Source organism: Streptomyces cavernicola, from assembly GCF_029968035.1.
Classification (GTDB): Bacteria; Actinomycetota; Actinomycetes; order Streptomycetales; family Streptomycetaceae; genus Streptomyces; species Streptomyces cavernicola.
The window spans coordinates 57908-73997 of sequence record NZ_JASCIQ010000034.1; the positions used below are offsets into that span (position 1 = coordinate 57908).

A 16090-nucleotide genomic window follows, 5' to 3' on the forward strand; every position below is an offset into this window, starting at 1 on the left:
CTGTCGTGGTCGAAGACGGCGTGCGGGGGGATGGACGATGAACGGGACTGTGGTGATGGACGTGGCCGGGGATCAAGGCCGGACCGAGGCGGAAGCGACGCGGAGCGAGACGGACGTGACGCGGAGCGACGCCTTGAGCGCGCTCCACCGCGTCTTCGGGTACGACAGCTTCCGCGGCGAGCAGGAAGCGATCATCGAGCATGTCGTCGCGGGCGGGGACGCCGTCGTGCTCATGCCCACGGGTGGCGGCAAGTCGCTCTGCTACCAGATTCCGGCCCTGGTCAGGCCCGGCACCGGGGTCGTGGTCTCGCCGCTGATCGCCCTGATGCAGGACCAAGTGGACGCGCTGCGCGCCCTGGGCGTGCGGGCCGGGTTCATCAACTCCACGCAGGACTTCGAGGAGCGCCGCCTGGTCGAGGCCGAGCTGCTCGCCGGTGAGCTGGACCTGCTCTATCTGGCGCCGGAGCGGCTGCGCCTGGACTCCACGCTCGACCTGATCGGGCGCGCCAAAATCTCCGTCTTCGCCATCGACGAGGCGCACTGCGTGGCTCAGTGGGGCCACGACTTCCGGCCCGACTATCTCTCGCTCTCGCTGCTCGGCCAGCGCTGGCCGGAGGTCCCCCGGATCGCCCTGACGGCGACGGCGACGCGGGCCACCCACCGCGAGATCACCGAGCGTCTCGCCATGCCGAACGCCCGCCACTTCGAGGCCAGCTTCGACCGGCCCAACATCCAGTACCGCATCGTGGCGAAGGACGAGCCGAAGAAGCAGCTTCTCCGCTTCCTGCGCGAGGAGCACGAGGGGGACGCGGGCATCGTCTACTGCCTCTCGCGCAACTCCGTGGAGAAGACAGCGGAGTTCCTCTGCCGCAACGGCATCGAGGCGGTGCCGTACCACGCGGGGCTCGACGCGGGCACGCGCGCCCGGCACCAGGCCCGCTTCCTGCGCGAGGAGGGCCTGGTGGTGGTGGCGACCATCGCGTTCGGCATGGGCATCGACAAGCCGGACGTACGCTTCGTCGCCCACCTCGACCTGCCCAAGTCGGTGGAGGGGTACTACCAGGAGACGGGCCGCGCGGGCCGTGACGGACAGCCCTCCACGGCCTGGATGGCGTACGGACTGAACGACGTGGTGCAGCAGCGCAAGCTCATCCAGTCCGGCGAGGGCGACGAGGCGTTCCGGCGCCGCGCGGCTGCCCATCTGGACTCGATGCTCGCGCTCTGCGAGACGGTGCAGTGCCGGCGGGCCCAACTTCTCACGTACTTCGGCCAGGAGGCCGGCGGCGAGGGCTGCGGCAACTGCGACACGTGCCTGACGGCGCCGGAGACCTGGGACGGCACGGTCGAGGCGCAGATGGTGCTCTCGACGGTGGTGCGCCTGGACCGGGAGCGGCGGCAGAAGTTCGGTGTGGGCCAGATCGTCGACATCCTCCTTGGCCGCAGGACCGCCAAGGTGATCCGCTTCGACCACGATCAGCTGTCGGTCTTCGGCATCGGAGCGGAGAAGTCGGAGGCCGAATGGCGGGGCGTGGTGCGGCAGTTGCTCGCCCAGGGGCTGCTCGCGGTCGAGGGGGAGTTCAGCACGCTGGTGCTCACCGAGGAGAGCGGGGCGGTGCTCGGCAGACAGCGTGAGGTGCTGCTGCGCAAGGAGCCCAAGAAGTCCTCCTCGCGTGGCTCGTCTGGCGGGGCCAAGGGCGAGCGGAAGAGCAAGCCCCCGGTCGACCTGCCGGAGGAGGCGCTGCCGCTGTTCGAGGCGCTGCGTGCCTGGCGGGCCGAGCAGGCCAGGGAGCAGGGCGTGCCCGCGTATGTGATCTTCCACGATGCGACGCTGCGTGAGATCGCCCTGGCCCGCCCGGCCTCGGTGACGGAGCTCGGCGCCATCGGGGGAGTGGGCGAGAAGAAGCTGGCCACGTGGGGCGAGGGCGTGCTCGGCGTCCTGGAGGGCTTCGAGGGGTGAGCGCGGCGGTGGGCCGGCCCGCCGTGTGACGGTCCGGCCCACCGGACGGCCCCGGCGGCGGTGGTGCGGCCTACCGGCTGCGGGGCGCGGGCAGCCCGTGTGCGGTCAGTCCGTGGTGCGGGCCGGGGCGATGCGGCCGGTCACCTCGCCGAGGCCGACGCGGATGCCGTCCGGGCCGGGGGCCCAGGCGGTCAGGGTGATCTCGTCGCCGTCCTCGAGGAACGTCCGCTTGCCGGTGGGGAGTTCGAGCGGTTCGGCGCCGTTCCAGGTCAGCTCGATCAGGGAGCCGCGCATGTGGGGCTCGGGCCCGCTGATGGTGCCCGAGCCGTAGAGGTCGCCGGGGCGCAGGGAGGCCCCGCCGACGGTCATGTGGGTGAGCATCTGGGCGCCCGTCCAGTACATCCCGGCGAACGGCGGCTCGGAGATGACCTCGCCGTTGAGGGAGACGGTGATCCGCAGGTCGTAGCCGCCGGGCTCGTCCTCCGCGGAGTCGTCCAGATACGGCAGTACCGCCACGTCGCGGGCGGGCGGCGCGACGCGGGCGTGGTCCAGGGCTTCGAGGGGGGTGATCCAGGCGGAGACGGACGTGGCGAAGGACTTCGCGACGAACGGGCCGAGGGGGACGTACTCCCAGGGCTGGATGTCCCGAGCGGACCAGTCGTTGAGCAGGCACAGGCCGAAGACGTGGTCGCGGAAGGAGGAGAGCGGCACGGCGCTGCCGAGTTCGGAGGGCGCGCCCACGACGAAGCCGACCTCGGCCTCGATGTCGAGCTTGGCGGACGGACCGAAGGTGGGCTCGGTGGCCGAGGGGGCCTTGCGCTGGCCGCTGGGGCGGATCACGTCCGTGCCGGAGACCACGACGGTGCCGGCCCGGCCGTGGTAACCGACCGGCAGGTGCTTCCAGTTGGGAAGCAGCGGCTCGGAGTCGGGGCGGAAGAGCCGGCCGAGGTTCGTGGCGTGGTGCTCGCTGGCGTAGAAGTCGACGTAGTCCGCGACGTCGAACGGCAGGTGCAAAGTGACGTCCGCCAGGGAGTGGAAGAGCGGCCGCACCGCCTCGCGGTGGGCGGGCACCGTCACCCAGGCCGTGAGCGCGCGGCGCACGTCGCTCCAGGTCTGCGGGCCGGCCGCGAGCAGCGGGTTCAGCGTCGGCTGGGCGAGCAGCGAGGCGTAGGGAGAGCCCAGGGCGTGCGCGGCGGCGCCGGCGTCGAGCACATGGGCGCCGAGGCGGACGCCGACCCTGCGGGTCTCGCCGCCGTCGGGGGAGCCGGGGAGGGAGAAGACGCCGTACGGAAGGTTGTGCGGGCCGAAGGGGTCGCCCTCGGGGAGGTCGAGCGGGCTCTGCTCGGGCATGGGTCGCGTGCCTCACTTTCCTGCGTCGGGTTGATCACACGTTACGTCGGAGGATGCTCATGCGGCAGTGCCTGAAGAGTTCAGAATGCCCTGGAAAGAGGGGTGCTGGTGGGGTGTGCTCCGTATCCTGTGGCCATGGTCTCCGCACTCCCCTTCGCGCTTGTCGCCACCGATCTCGACGGCACTCTGCTGCGCCCTGGCGACACCGTCTCCGCGCGCTCGCGGGCCGCGCTCGCGCGGGTCTCGGCGGCCGGCGCGCAGCACATCGTGGTCACCGGGCGCCCGGCGCCGCAGGTCCGGCATCTGCTGATGGAGATCGAGTACCGCGGGCTCGCCGTCTGTGGGCAGGGGGCGCAGGTCTACGACGCGGCGGCGGGCCGGCTCGTGAGTGCGCTGACGCTGGACCGGGAGATCGCGGAGACGGCCCTCGGCAAGATCGAGGCGGAGGTCGGCGAGGTCTTCGCTGCCGTCAACCAGGACGGTATGGACGGCCTGATGCTGATGGAGCCGGGGTACGAGCCGTCGCATCCGACGCTGCCCGCGGTCCGGGTGGGCCTCCGGGCGGCGTTGTGGGACGAGCCGATCAACAAGGTCCTGGTGCGTCATCCCGCCCTGGGGGACGACGAGTTGGTGGAGGTGGCGCGGTCGGTCACGTCCGGCCTGGTCACGATGACGATGGCGGGGCCCGGGATCGTGGAGCTCCAGCCGCTCGGCGTGACCAAGGCGACCGGTCTGGCCCTGGCCGCCGAGATGTCGGGCGTCCCGGCTGCGGCCACGATCACGTTCGGGGACATGCCCAACGACGTGCCGATGTTCCACTGGTCCGGCTACGGGGTGGCGATGGCCAACGCCCACGAGGAGTTGAAGGCGGTGGCGGACGAGATCACGTCGTCGAACGAGGAGGACGGCGTGGCGGAGGTCCTGGAACGGCTCTTCGGCTAGCGCGTGTTGGGGGTTCCGGCTCCGCGGGTCTGACCTGGAGGCGGGGTGCGACGCCGGCGGTGCGGTGGGGCTTGGGCGCAGTCGCCTGTGCGGGTTGCCCGGCCATGCCCCGCCACGCGTGCGCCCCAACGGCTCCCGTCCCCGACCCCGGGCGTAAAGGGCCCGTCCCCGGTCCCGGGCGTAAAGGGCCCGTCCCCGGTCCCGGGCGTAAAGGGCCCGTCCCCGGTCCCGGGCGTAAAGGGGCCGCCCTCGGCCCCGGGCTCAACCGGGCCGCGCCAGTCAGTGGGCGTAACCCAGTCGCACCGGGGCGCGCTTGCGTTCCGGACTCACCCGGCCGTGCGGGGGATGCGCTGTTTCCAGGTTCGGTGGAAGACGACCTCGTCGCCCTCGCGGCAGATCACTTCGTCCGTGGTGATGAAGCCGTCCGCGTCGCAGCTGATCGTGGAGTGGGTCTCGACCTTTGCGTCCCAGCCGAGTTCGGGGCGGTGCAGGCGGATCGACCAGTCGGAGCGGGTGCGGGCGCTCAGCGGGTCGTGCTCGTCGATCTCGTACGTCTCCAGGGCGTCCTCGCTGAACTCCAGGCCGTCCGGGTAGATCCGGGTGCCGCCGTAGCGGGGGTCGACCTCCAGGCGCCAGGCGCCGCGCGCGACGTCGCGGACGACGAGGCGCTCCGGGCGCGGCTCCTCAAGGGTCTCGGGCTGGACGACGCCGAGGGGCTCGGACTGCTCGGGCTCGGCGCAGACGGACAGCGGGTCGCCCGACTCGCCTGTCCAGACCGGGAGTTCGAGGGAGCTGCCCGTCGGGTGGAGGGTGAATCCCTCCTCGGAGCCGGGCTGCGGCCAGATCCACGGCCAGTACGCGGAGGAGACCGCGAGGCGGATGCGGTGTCCGGTGGGGAAGGCGTGCCCGATGCCGTTCAGTTCGAAGGTCACGTGCTGTGTGGTGCCGGGCTGCCAGGGCTCGATCCGGTCCCGCCCGTGCCGTGCCGACAGGTTGAGCGCACCGCGGGTGACCAGCGTGGACGAGCCGTCCGGTGCGACGTCGCAGAGGCGGGCGACGGCCTGCCCGCGCGGAGTGCCCAGGGAGAGCCGGAGGTTGACCCGCGCCCGCCCCAGGATCTCGAGCCGCTCGGGCACCTCGAACTCGAAGCACACCGACTTCGCGTCCTCGTCCCGCTGGTCGGGCGGCAGGTCGGCGTCGTTGCCGAAGGGGAAGTAGCGGCCCGCGTCGAGGCCGGTGTGCTGCGGCGAGCGGACCGGGCGAGGCTCGCCGCCGAAGTCGTACGTCACGGGCATGACCTGCGGCGACGGCCACTGCGCCGCGCCCACCCAACGGCCGGGCAGCTCCGGGTGGACGGTGGCCGGCGGATGCGAGTCGCTGATCCAGGCGCGCAGGGCGGGCTCGTCCATGACGGCCGCAGTGCCGGACCCGGACCCCGAACCCGCCCCCGACCCCGCAGCGGAACCCGAAATCTCCGACCCCGAAAGCCCCGCCCCCTCGACGGAACCCGAAGGCTCGGGCTCCCCCTTCAACCAGTGGTCCCACCACCGCAGCGTCTCCTGGAGGAAGCCGATCGCGGGGCCCGGCGGCAGGCCCCGGTCCGGGTACTGGTGGGACCACGGGCCGATCAACCCCCGCGCGGGGCCCGGCAGATGCTCGACGAGGCGCAGGACCGTGTCCCGGTACGGGTCGTGCCAGCCGCCGACGGCCAGGACGGCGGCCTTGACCGCGGAGTAGTCCTCGCAGACGCTGCCGTGCTGCCAGTACGCGTCCCGGGTCTGGTGGTGCAGCCAGGTGTGGATGAACGGCTCGACGGACTCCAGGCGGCGCAGCCACATCTTGCGCCAGTCGTCGCCGACGAACTGCGGGTCCGGCGGCCGGCAGACGAAGGCGAGCATGGTCGCGGCCCAGGCGTGCATGTCGACGGCGAGGACCGAACCGCCCATGTAGTGAACGTCGTTGTCGTAGCGGTCGTCCGCCGAGCAGACCGTCACGATCGCCTTCAGCGGCTCGGGCGCGAGGGCCGCGATCTGCAGGGAGTTGAAGCCGCCCCAGGAGATGCCGAACATGCCGACCTTGCCCGTGCACCACGGCTGCGCGGCGAGCCACTCGACCACGGCGACGCCGTCGGCCAGCTCGGTCGCCGAGTACTCGTCGCCGGGCAGCCCCTCGGAGTTGCCGTGCCCGCGCACGTCGACGCGCACGGAGGCGTAGCCGTGGCCCGCGTACCAGGGGTGGCGCTGCCAGTCGCGCGGCGCGGTCCAGTCGCTGAGGCGGTACGGCAGGTACTCGAGGAGCACGGGCACCGGCTCGTCGGTGACCGGCCGCCACACGCGCGCGTACAGCCGGTTCCCGTCGGGCAACGGGATGCGGATGTCCTCGCGGGTGGTCTCGTACGGGAACTCGGTGCGGATCTGCATGGCGGATCAACCTCGGGGACAAGCCCCACTCGGGGCTCAGAGCATGAGTCGGAACAGGGCTCAGTGGACGGGGTGCATGGTGCGGCGCAGCCACGGCGTCGCGGCGATGACGGCGACGCCGACGACGATCGCGACGGCGCCGTTGAGGCCGAAGTAGACGGGGTTCGAGACCTCCCCGTAGACCTTCACGACCTGCGCCTGGATTCCGTTGGCGAGGGCGAGGGAGAGGAACCAGAGGGCCATGGTCTGGCTGGCGAAGGCCTTGGGGGCGAGCTTGGTGGTGGCCGACATCCCGGAGGTCTCAAGGAGGATGTCGCCGAGCCCGAGCAGCAGATAGGAGCCGACGATCCACCAGGCGGCCATCTGGTACGAGCCGCTCGCGTGCCCGGAGGTGGGCAGCACCATCAGGAGGAACGACAGGCCGCCGAGGATCACGCCGAGGGCGATCTTGCTGGAGGCGTGCGGCTGCCTGGGGCCCATCCGCGCCCAGACCGCGGCGACGACCGGAGCGAGCGCCACCTCGAAGGCGCCGAGCGCGGAGGCGTACCAGCCGGCCGGGAAGTGGAAGCCGAGGATCTCGGTGCGGGCGTTGGTCGACGCGAGCAGCATCATCGTCGAGTACGCCTGGAAGAGGATGAAGTTGAAGGCGACCGAGGCCAGGAACAGCACGACGTACGGGCGCAGGCGGCCACGCTCCTCGGCGGTGACCCGGGGGCTGCGGAACATCCACACGAAGTACGCGACGGGCGCGAGCACCGAGATCAGCGTGAGCAGGTCGACGAAGCGCTCCATGGTGAGCCGGCCGGCGACGGCGAGCGCGCCCGCGAGCAGCGCGAAGCCGATCAGGCCGAGGACGATCAGGAGCACCGCGCGCCGCATGGCCTGCGGCGGAAGGGCGTACTCCGCGGCGGCCCGGCGCCCGGCGAGGTGGCGGCGCCCGGCCACGTACTGGACGAGGCCGAGCGTCATGCCGATGGCGGCGGCGGAGAAGCCCCAGTGCCAGCCCTGGTGGTCGCCGAGCCAGCCGGTGACCAGCGGGCCGAGGAAGGCGCCGATGTTGATGCCCATGTAGTAGAGGGCGAAGCCGGCGTCGCGGCGCTCGTCCGCGGTGCCGTAGAGCTTGCCGACCATGTTGGCGACGTTGGGCTTGAGCAGTCCGGTGCCGGCGCTGATCAGGCCGAGCCCGACCCATGTCATCGTCGCGGTGGGCACCGCCATCGAGTAGTGGCCGCAGGCGATGAGGACGCCGCCCCACAGGACCGCGCGGTACGAGCCGAGGATGCGGTCGGCGAGCCAGCCGCCGGCGACCGAGACGAGATAGACGAGCGTGCCGTACGCCGCGGAGACGGAGGCGGCCGTTCCGGGGGCCATGCCGAGGCCCTCGTGGGCCACCGAGTCGGCGAAGTACAGGACGAGGATGGCCTGCATGCCGAGGAACGAGAAGCGCTCCCAGACCTCCAGGCCCGAGAGCGTGAGCAGTCCGCGCGGCTGTCCGAAGACGGCCCGGTCGTCGCCGGGCTGCGGTTCGGGGTTCGTGACCTGGGGCGTGGTACGGGACAAGGACGCACTCCGTGGCGGTGGGAGGACGGAGGCTTCGGAGAGTGGGGGACGTGGGGGGACGGAAGCCTTGGGGGACGATCCTGAACGGGAAATGGACAGCTGGCCGAAAACACCTGAATGCTTGATCGCGAACATACCGTCGGCCGAACGCCCCCGCTCGGTATTCGCCGGAGGTCTCACGTGCTGGACGGGGCGGCTGTGAGGGGCGAGGAGACTGCGGGGATCAGGTGCTGGTCGGGCGGGGGCCCGCAGTGATCGAAACGCGACCGGATACGCTGACTTGAGTGATGGCAGCGACACATCGACAAACCGTGTCATCGGGCATGTGATCGACCGTGAATCGACTTGTGATCGTCAGCAGACAGGAGAACCCCTCGTGACCGTCGTCGGGCCGTTCGGGCTGAGCGTGCGGGACCAGGCTCTGGAAGCCGATGTCCAGGCCGGATTGGCTGCTGTCGAGGAGGGCCTCATCGAGGCCACGAAGAGCGAGGTCCCGTTCATCACGGAGGCCGCGCAGCATCTCGTGCGCGCGGGAGGCAAGCGCTTCCGGCCGCTGCTCGCGATGCTCGCCGCGCAGTTCGGCGACCCGTACGCACCCGGAGTGGTGCCGTCCGCGGTGGTCGTGGAGCTGACGCACCTGGCGACGCTGTACCACGACGACGTGATGGACGAGGCCGACGTGCGCCGCGGCGTGCCCAGCGCCAACGCCCGCTGGGGCAACTCGGTGGCCGTCCTCACCGGCGACTTCCTCTTCGCCCGCGCCTCGCACATCCTCGCCGACCTCGGCCCCGAGGCCGTCCGGATCCAGGCCGAGGCATTCGAACGCCTGGTCACCGGCCAGATCCTGGAGACCGCGGGCCCGCGCGACGGCCGCGACCCGGTCGAGCACTACCTCGACGTGATCAGCGGCAAGACCGGCTCCCTGATCGCGGTCGCGGGCCGCTTCGGCGCGATGATGTCCGGCGCCGACGAGACGGTCGTGGACGTCCTCACGCAGTACGGCGAGCGCCTCGGCACGGCCTTCCAACTCGCGGACGACGTACTCGACATCGCCTCCGACTCGCACGAGTCGGGCAAGACCCCCGGCACCGACCTGCGCGAGGGCATCCCCACGCTCCCGGTCCTGCATCTGCGCGCCCAGGCCGCCGCCCACGGCAGGCCCGAGGACCTCGCGCTGTGCGAGCTGCTCGACGGCGACCTCACGGACGACGCCCGGCACGCCGAGGCGCTCGCCGGACTGCGCGCCCACCCGGCCCTGGAGCAGGCCCGCCGGGACACGATCCGGTACGCGGAGGACGCGCGCGCGACGCTCGCCCCGCTCCGGGAGTGCGACGCGAAGGCGGCGCTCGTGGAGCTGTGCGACGCGGTGGTGCACCGCGCGGGCTGAGGCCCGAGGACGACCTCAACGGACATACGGCGGCGGCGCTTTCCCGCACCGGCCCTTAAGGGGCGGGGGGAGGCGCCGCCGCCGTATGTCATCCCGTGGGCGTACGTGAGGTTGCGCCCCGGGGTTGACGCTTCCGGGCGGCTGTTTTGGTCGTATGGAGGGGCAGGGGCACGAACCCGACGGGACAGCACCCCGCCGAACACGGAGGTAGGGCACACATGGCACCGTACGAATCGGCTCGGCGCACCGAGGCGGACGAGGACCGGCCCACGGGCCGTCGCAAGGTGGCGCGTTACGCGGTTCCGGCCGCGGTGGCCGGCGTCGCGGCGGCGACCATCGGACTCGTCCCGGCGCTCGCGGACTCCGGCGACCCGGAGCTGCCGAAGATCAGCGCACAGCAGCTCATCGAGAAGATCGCCGCGTCGGACCAGGAGCAGGTCTCCGGCAACGTGAAGATCAGCACTGACCTCGGCCTGCCGTCCCTCGGCGACGCGGCCGCCTCGTTCGCGCCCAAGGGTGGTGAGAAGGACGGCGGTTCGGCCGCGACGCCGGACGCGAAGCTGATGGAGCTGGCGTCCGGCACGCACACGCTGCGCGTCGCCGCCGACGGCCCGGACAAGCAGAAGCTGACGATCCTGGACGACGCGGCGGAGTACAGCATCATCCGCAACGGCGCCGACGTGTGGGCGTACGACAGCAAGTCGGACGAGGCGTTCCACGCCGAGGACGGGCATGCGGGCAAGGGTGAGAAGCACCGGCAGCAGCGGCCCGAGGGCATGCCGGCCACGCCGAAGGAGCTCGCCGACGAGGTCCTGAAGGCGGCCGACGTGACCACGTCCGTGACCGTCGACGGCACCGCGAGCGTCGCCGGGCGCGATGCCTACCAGCTGCTGGTGCAGCCCAAGGGCACCGGTTCCACGGTCGGTTCGATCCGGATCGCGGTGGACGCGGAGAACGGCGTGCCGCTCAAGTTCACGCTCACGCCGAGCAGCGGCGGCAAGGCCGTGGTCGATGCGGGCTTCACCAAGGTCGACTTCGCGAAGCCCGCAGCGTCCACCTTTGACTTCAAGCCCGGCAAGGGCACGAAGGTCACCGAGGCGGACGAGCTGGAGAAGCAGGCCCCGAAGGCCCCCAAGGGTCCGCAGGGCGGCCTGCCCTTCGGCGGGCACTCGGGCGGCGAGGGGGCCGAGGGCGATATCAAGGTGATCGGCGAGGGCTGGAGCTCCGTCGCCGTCGTCGACACCGGCGTGAAGGGCGGAGTCCCGTCCGCCGAGTCCGGTGAACTCCCGCCCGAGGCGGGCAAGTTGCTCGACTCCTTCGGCGACAAGGTCACCGGGAAGTTCGGCTCCGGCACGGTGTTCTCCACCCGCCTGGTCAACGCGCTCATGACGGACGACGGCAAGGTGTACGTCGGCGCGGTGGACAAGGCGACGCTGGTGAAGGCCGCCGACGCCGCCAAGTAGCAGGCGAATGGGGCAATCCCGCCCCGCACGGCCCGGCGGCCGGTGCGGGGCGGGATTTCTGATGTCACAGGGTGACATGAAAAACGCAAGGCCCCCGCGGGCTCCGCGCGGGCCCCCGCGGGACTACGACGAGAGCTGCCAGATCGCGTGCGCGACGGCGTCGCTGTTGCGGTCGAGCGCCGTGTCGTTGATGTTCTCGGTGGTGTCGCAGTCCGAGTGGTAGCAGGCGTCGAAGGACTCGCCGGCCTTGCCGCCCCACTTCTGCGCCTGCTCGCTCGACATGGTGTTCCCGGCCCCGGTGAACAGGCCGCCCACCGGAATCCCGGCGTCCAGGAACGAGGCGTGGTCCGAGCGGCCGTCGCCCTCGGTCTCGATCTCCGTGGGTACGTCGAGCCCGGCGAAGTAGTCCTTGAAGACCTTCTCGATGGCCGGGTCGTCGTCGTACACGAAGTAGCCCGGGTTCGGCGAGCCGATCATGTCGAAGTTGAGGTAGCCGCTGATCTTCGAACGGTCCGCGTCCGGCAGGGAGTTGACGTAGTTCCGGGAGCCGACCAGGCCCTGCTCCTCGGCGCCCCACCAGGCGAAGCGCAGATGCTTCGCGGGCTTGAGCTGCTCGCGGGAGACGGCCAGAGCGGTCTCCAGTACGGCAGCGGAGCCCGAGCCGTTGTCGTTGATGCCCGGCCCGGACTCGACGCTGTCGAGGTGCGCGCCGGCCATCAGGGTCTGGCCCTCGTCGCCGCCGGGCCAGTCGGCGACCAGGTTGTAGCCGGTGGCGCCGCCGGAGTTGAACTCCTTGACGGTGGTGGTGAATCCGGCGGCGTCGAGCTTGCCCTTGATGTAGTCGATGGACGCCTTGTAGCCGGGCTGGCCGTGGGCGCGGTTGCCGCCGTTGGCCTCGGCGATCTTCTGGAGCTCGCCGAGGTGCGCCTTGACGTCGGCGACGGGTATGTCGGGCGCCGCGGCCGCGGCGCTCTCCTCGGAGGTGGTCGCCGCGGTGGCCGCGGGCATCGCGAGCAGGCCGGAAGTGACAAGGGCTGCCGCGGTGAGGGTGCGTATCGGGGCGGAGAGTTTCATGTGGGGGCTCCGGAGTCCGTACGGGAACAGGTGGGGGGTGCGTACGAGACGTACGGGTCGCGCGTGACCGGATGGTGCTGATGGCGCACGCGCGCCGCGCGTGATGCGTGCGCCCCGATGGTGGCCACACATTGACGCGGCGTCAAGAGCGAATTCCGGTCCGCCCGTTCCACATAACGGGCGCTACGGGTGCGTGCCGCGCTCTCCGGGGCCGTACTGCCCTCGTTCCCCAACTCCCCTCAGGCCACGCAGAATTCGTTCCCCTCGGGGTCCGTCATGACGACCCAGCTGCCGCCGGGCTCGTCGACGGCGCGGACCATGCTCGCGCCGAGCCCTTCGAGCCGCGCCACCTCGGCGGCGCGCTGCTCGGTGCCGACGTGCAGGTCGAGGTGGATCCGGTTCTTGCCGGTCTTCGGCTCCGGCACCTGGTTGAAGAGCAGCCGCCGCCCGAGCCCCGCCCCGCTGAGCTCGTCGTACGGGTCCTCCGGGTGCCGTGCCGCCGCCGCGCCGCGCCAGGAGTGGCGGCCGTGGTGCTCGGTGACGAGCGCGGGCGGAACGGCCCCGGCGCCGAGGAGCTGCTCGATCAGCTTGCTGTTGTCCTCGACGGTGTAACCGAGCGCGGCGGCCCAGAAGTCGGCCTGCGCATGCGGATCGGCGGAGTCGACGACGACTTTCCAGGAGAGAGGCATGTAACCGGTTATAGCGGTTACGAAAGCGGGGCGGCAAGGGCGACGCCCCGTACCGCGTCCCGTAGTGCCGTCACTGCTGCGGTACGGCGATCCGCCAGCCCTTGTTGTACGTGCCGTGGACCGGGATCATTCGCAACTCCCCGGGCGTGCGCGGCGGTTCGGCGTGGCGCAGCACCCAGGCGTCCGGCGGGCGGCCCGGGTGGTGCTTCGCGGGGAGGCAGCCCGCCGTGTACGCGACGGGGATCAGCATGGAGTTGCCGTCCAGGACGCAGCCCCGGCCGACCCCGGCCCCGCGCAGCGCCGCCGCGATCAGCCGCCAGTCGGCGCGGGCCTCGACCTGGTTGCCGGCGTTCACATGGGCGAGGGCCAGCTGCGCGGTGAGATGCCCGACGAGTGCGAGGGCCAGTGCGGCGACGGCGATCCGCCCGCGCGAGCGCGCCGCACGCCACAGCGACTGCACGGTGATCGCGGCGGGCAGCGCGAGGAGCGCGTACGTGATGAGGAGGAAGCGGGGCGCGGAGTAGTCGAGCAGGAAGAGGTAGGTGACGGAGGCCGCCCCGCCGACGACGACCGGCACCACGACGGCCGCAACCGACACCTCGTCCCGCCCGCCAGGGGTACCTCTGACGCGCCGCCCCCGCACCACGAGCCACACCCCGGCGACCACCAGGAGCGGCAGGACGTACCACCAGAGGGTGGTCGGCAGACCGGGGCCGGACGGTGCGCAGGGGCGGCAGAGCAGCGGGCCGTCGACGGACCGGATCACGGTGGGCAGGTTGAACTGCAGGCGCAGACCGCCCTGTTGGGCCGTCGCGAGGTCGAGCCGTTCCCGTACGCCGCCGAACCGCAGCTCGGCCTCGACCACCCAGGGCACCCCGCCGGCCAGCAGTCCCGCCACGATCGCGAGCGGCGCGGCCACCCGCCGCCACGGCCGGTGCACGAGCACGGCCAGGATCAGCGGCGCCGCGATCCAGACGGCGTCGTTGGGCCGCATCAGCGTGGTGAGCCCGAGGCCGAAGGCGAGCCCGGCCGAGGCGCGCAACGTCGTCGCGCGCCCGGCGTCGGGCAGTGCGCCGTTCACCTCGCCGAGCCGCAGGAACCAGCCCACCGCCGCGGCCGCCCCCATCGCCGCGTAGTGGTTGGGCATCGCGGAGCCGGCGTAGAAGACCGTGAACCAGAGGCTCGCGTACCCCGCCGCGGCCAGCGGCACGACGTACGGACGGGCGCGGAACACCCGAAGCCAGGGCGCGTACCCGACGTAGAGCGCGACCCCCGCGAGCAGGCTCAGCCACACCCGCAGCAGCACCACGTCGTCCGACCAGGCGGCGACCGGCGCCATCAGCGCGGGCACACCCCGGGTGCGGGGCGCCTCGAAGGGGACGTCGAGGCCCTGGGTGTACGAGTCGAAGCGGCCGGCGTAGACGATCTCGTCCCAGCCGAGCGGCAGGCTCAGCGGCACGAGGAGCGCGGGCAGCAGCACGAAGGCGACGCACACCGCGAGAAGCGCCAGGTGTGCCCGTCGAGGAACAGTGAGGCGCGGAGGCGGCATTGCTTCACGGTAACGAAGGATTTGCGCCGTTATCAGGTGAGTTGTCCGTATGGGGGACAGGGCAAGGTCAGCCGTGGGCGTAACCGCATACGCTGGTTACATGATGTACGGCCGTTCCTTCCACTTCGACCCCGGCGCGCTCTGCCTGGAGCTGCTGCCGACCGGCGGCGCGGAGCGCTATCCGCAGTTCGAGTCGCTGCACGAGCCCGCGGACCTCGGGGCGTGGGCAGCGGAGACCAGGATCGGCGCGGGCCTCGAAGTGACGGTCGACGAACAGGAGTTGGCGGCCGCGTACGCGCTGCGCGCCGCACTGTGGTCCCTTGCCGAGGCACGTGCGGGGGACGCAGCACTCGACCCGGCGCCACTGGCCGTGCTGAACGCCGCCGCGGCCGCGCCGCCGCTGGTCGCCCGCCTGCTGCCGGACGGCACACGCGCGTGGGCCGAGGGGGCGACGGGCAGCGCCCTGCTCTCGACCGTCGCCCGCGACGCGATCGAACTGTTCACGGGCCCGTACGCGCACCGAGTCCGGGCCTGCGAGGCCGACAACTGCGCACTGCTCTTCGCCGACACCTCACGAGCGGGCCGCCGCCGCTGGTGCTCGATGGAACGCTGCGGCAACCGCAACAAGGTGAGAACCCACCGAGCCAAGAACTAGCCCCCGACGGGGCTGGTTTTTCAGAGCGCAGCCTTGGGCGACGGCTCCTCCGTCACCCTCGCCACCTGCGCCGCGGCCAGCCGAACCGCCTCCGCCCGCGTCCGCCGAGCATTCCGCAGCGCGTCCCACGTGAGCAGCGAGAGCGCCAGCCACACCAGGCCGAAGCCCGCCCACCGCTCGGGCGGCATGGCCTCGTGGAAGTACGCGATGCCGAGCACGAACTGGAACACCGGCGCCAGGTACTGCAGCAGCCCGAGCGTGGAGAGGGGCACACGGATCGCCGCGGCCCCGAAGAGGATCAGCGGGACGGCGGTCACCAGACCGGTCGCGGCGAGCAGCGAGGCATGGCCGACCCCGTGCGGCCCGAAGTCGGACTCGCCCCGCGTGACGAGCCAGATCAGATAGCCGAGCGCGGGCAGGAACTGGATGGCGGTCTCCGCGGCGAGCGATTCCAGACCGCCGAGGTTGACCTTCTTCTTGACCAGGCCGTACGTCGCGAAGGAGAAGGCGAGCGTCAGCGAGATCCACGGCGGCTGCCCGTACCCGACGGCCAGGACGAGCACCGCCGCCGCGCCCACGCCGACCGCCGTCCACTGCAGCGGACGCAGCCGTTCCTTCAGGAGCAGCACGCCCATCGCGATGGTGACGAGCGGGTTGATGAAGTAGCCGAGCGAGGCCTCGACGACGTGCCCGTTGTTCACCGACCAGATGTACAGGCCCCAGTTGACGGTGATCACGGCCGCCGCGACCGTCACGAGGCCCAGCTTGCGGGGCTGCCGCAGCAGCTCGCCCGCCCACGCCCAGCGCCGCACGACGAGCAGGGCGAGCGCGACGAGCGCCAGGGACCACACCATCCGGTGGGCCAGGATCTCCGCGGCGCCGGCCGGTTTGAGGAGCGGCCAGAAGAGGGGGACGAGGCCCCAGAGCCCGTAGGCGGCAAAGCCGCATATCAGTCCAGCGCGACCCTCACCCGACGGCTTCAAGGCCCCTCCACTCTGCTCCACGTGGATGTCCTCCACGTACGCGACGCCACTCTCCTGTGTC

The 16090-nt window shown here is 71.7% G+C and carries 11 protein-coding genes and 1 pseudogene; 5 read left to right on the plus strand and 7 right to left on the minus strand.

Going from position 1 to position 16090, the window contains the following annotated elements; all coding sequences use genetic code 11:
* Window positions 1-37: 37 nt before the first annotated feature.
* Window positions 38-1957 (plus strand): DNA helicase RecQ, encoded by a 1920-nt coding sequence (recQ, locus tag QIS96_RS27830; RefSeq protein ID WP_408907269.1) that lies wholly within the window; start codon window positions 38-40, stop codon window positions 1955-1957.
* 105 nt (window positions 1958-2062) lie between these two features.
* Here the strand turns inward: recQ and fahA are convergent, their stop codons facing one another.
* Window positions 2063-3307, minus strand: a complete 1245-nt coding sequence (gene fahA, locus QIS96_RS27835; protein ID WP_282545519.1) for a fumarylacetoacetase — start codon at window positions 3305-3307, stop codon at window positions 2063-2065.
* 135 nt (window positions 3308-3442) lie between these two features.
* Here fahA and QIS96_RS27840 point away from each other — a divergent pair, with 135 nt between their 5' ends.
* Window positions 3443-4249 (plus strand): HAD family hydrolase, encoded by an 807-nt coding sequence (locus tag QIS96_RS27840; protein WP_282545520.1) that lies wholly within the window; start codon window positions 3443-3445, stop codon window positions 4247-4249.
* 326 nt (window positions 4250-4575) lie between these two features.
* Here QIS96_RS27840 and QIS96_RS27845 read toward each other — a convergent pair whose 3' ends face one another.
* Both QIS96_RS27845 and QIS96_RS27850 read right to left on the minus strand, forming a co-directional pair.
* A complete protein-coding gene (locus QIS96_RS27845) occupies window positions 4576-6669 on the minus strand; it encodes a CocE/NonD family hydrolase (protein WP_282545521.1) in 2094 nt (697 codons plus the stop codon).
* 60 nt (window positions 6670-6729) lie between these two features.
* Window positions 6730-8229, minus strand: a complete 1500-nt coding sequence (locus QIS96_RS27850) for a peptide MFS transporter (RefSeq protein ID WP_282545522.1) — start codon at window positions 8227-8229, stop codon at window positions 6730-6732.
* 376 nt (window positions 8230-8605) lie between these two features.
* Between QIS96_RS27850 and QIS96_RS27855 the strand changes: the two genes are divergently transcribed.
* Both QIS96_RS27855 and QIS96_RS27860 read left to right on the plus strand, forming a co-directional pair.
* Complete coding sequence (locus QIS96_RS27855) at window positions 8606-9616, plus strand: polyprenyl synthetase family protein (protein ID WP_282545523.1); 1011 nt, start codon at window positions 8606-8608, stop codon at window positions 9614-9616.
* Window positions 9617-9834: 218 nt separating this feature from the next.
* Entirely contained in the window at window positions 9835-11079 is a 1245-nt protein-coding gene (locus QIS96_RS27860; protein ID WP_282545524.1) for a LolA family protein, read from the plus strand.
* 126 nt (window positions 11080-11205) lie between these two features.
* Here the strand turns inward: QIS96_RS27860 and QIS96_RS27865 are convergent.
* The 3 genes and pseudogenes from QIS96_RS27865 to QIS96_RS27875 all read right to left on the minus strand — a co-directional run.
* Window positions 11206-12153, minus strand: a pseudogene (locus QIS96_RS27865) (M28 family metallopeptidase); the annotation flags it as partial.
* 239 nt (window positions 12154-12392) lie between these two features.
* Complete coding sequence (locus QIS96_RS27870) at window positions 12393-12842, minus strand: VOC family protein (protein WP_282545525.1); 450 nt, start codon at window positions 12840-12842, stop codon at window positions 12393-12395.
* 70 nt (window positions 12843-12912) lie between these two features.
* Window positions 12913-14391: a hypothetical protein gene (locus tag QIS96_RS27875; RefSeq protein ID WP_282545526.1), complete on the minus strand. Its 1479-nt coding sequence runs from the start codon at window positions 14389-14391 to the stop codon at window positions 12913-12915.
* A 100-nt stretch (window positions 14392-14491) separates the two neighbouring features.
* On the opposite strand from QIS96_RS27875, the gene QIS96_RS27880 reads away from it, so the two are divergent.
* Window positions 14492-15046 (plus strand): CGNR zinc finger domain-containing protein, encoded by a 555-nt coding sequence (locus tag QIS96_RS27880; protein WP_282545527.1) that lies wholly within the window; start codon window positions 14492-14494, stop codon window positions 15044-15046.
* A 20-nt stretch (window positions 15047-15066) separates the two neighbouring features.
* Here the strand turns inward: QIS96_RS27880 and rarD are convergent, their stop codons facing one another.
* A complete protein-coding gene (rarD, locus tag QIS96_RS27885; protein ID WP_282545528.1) occupies window positions 15067-16029 on the minus strand; it encodes an EamA family transporter RarD in 963 nt (320 codons plus the stop codon).
* Window positions 16030-16090: the final 61 nt, after the last annotated feature.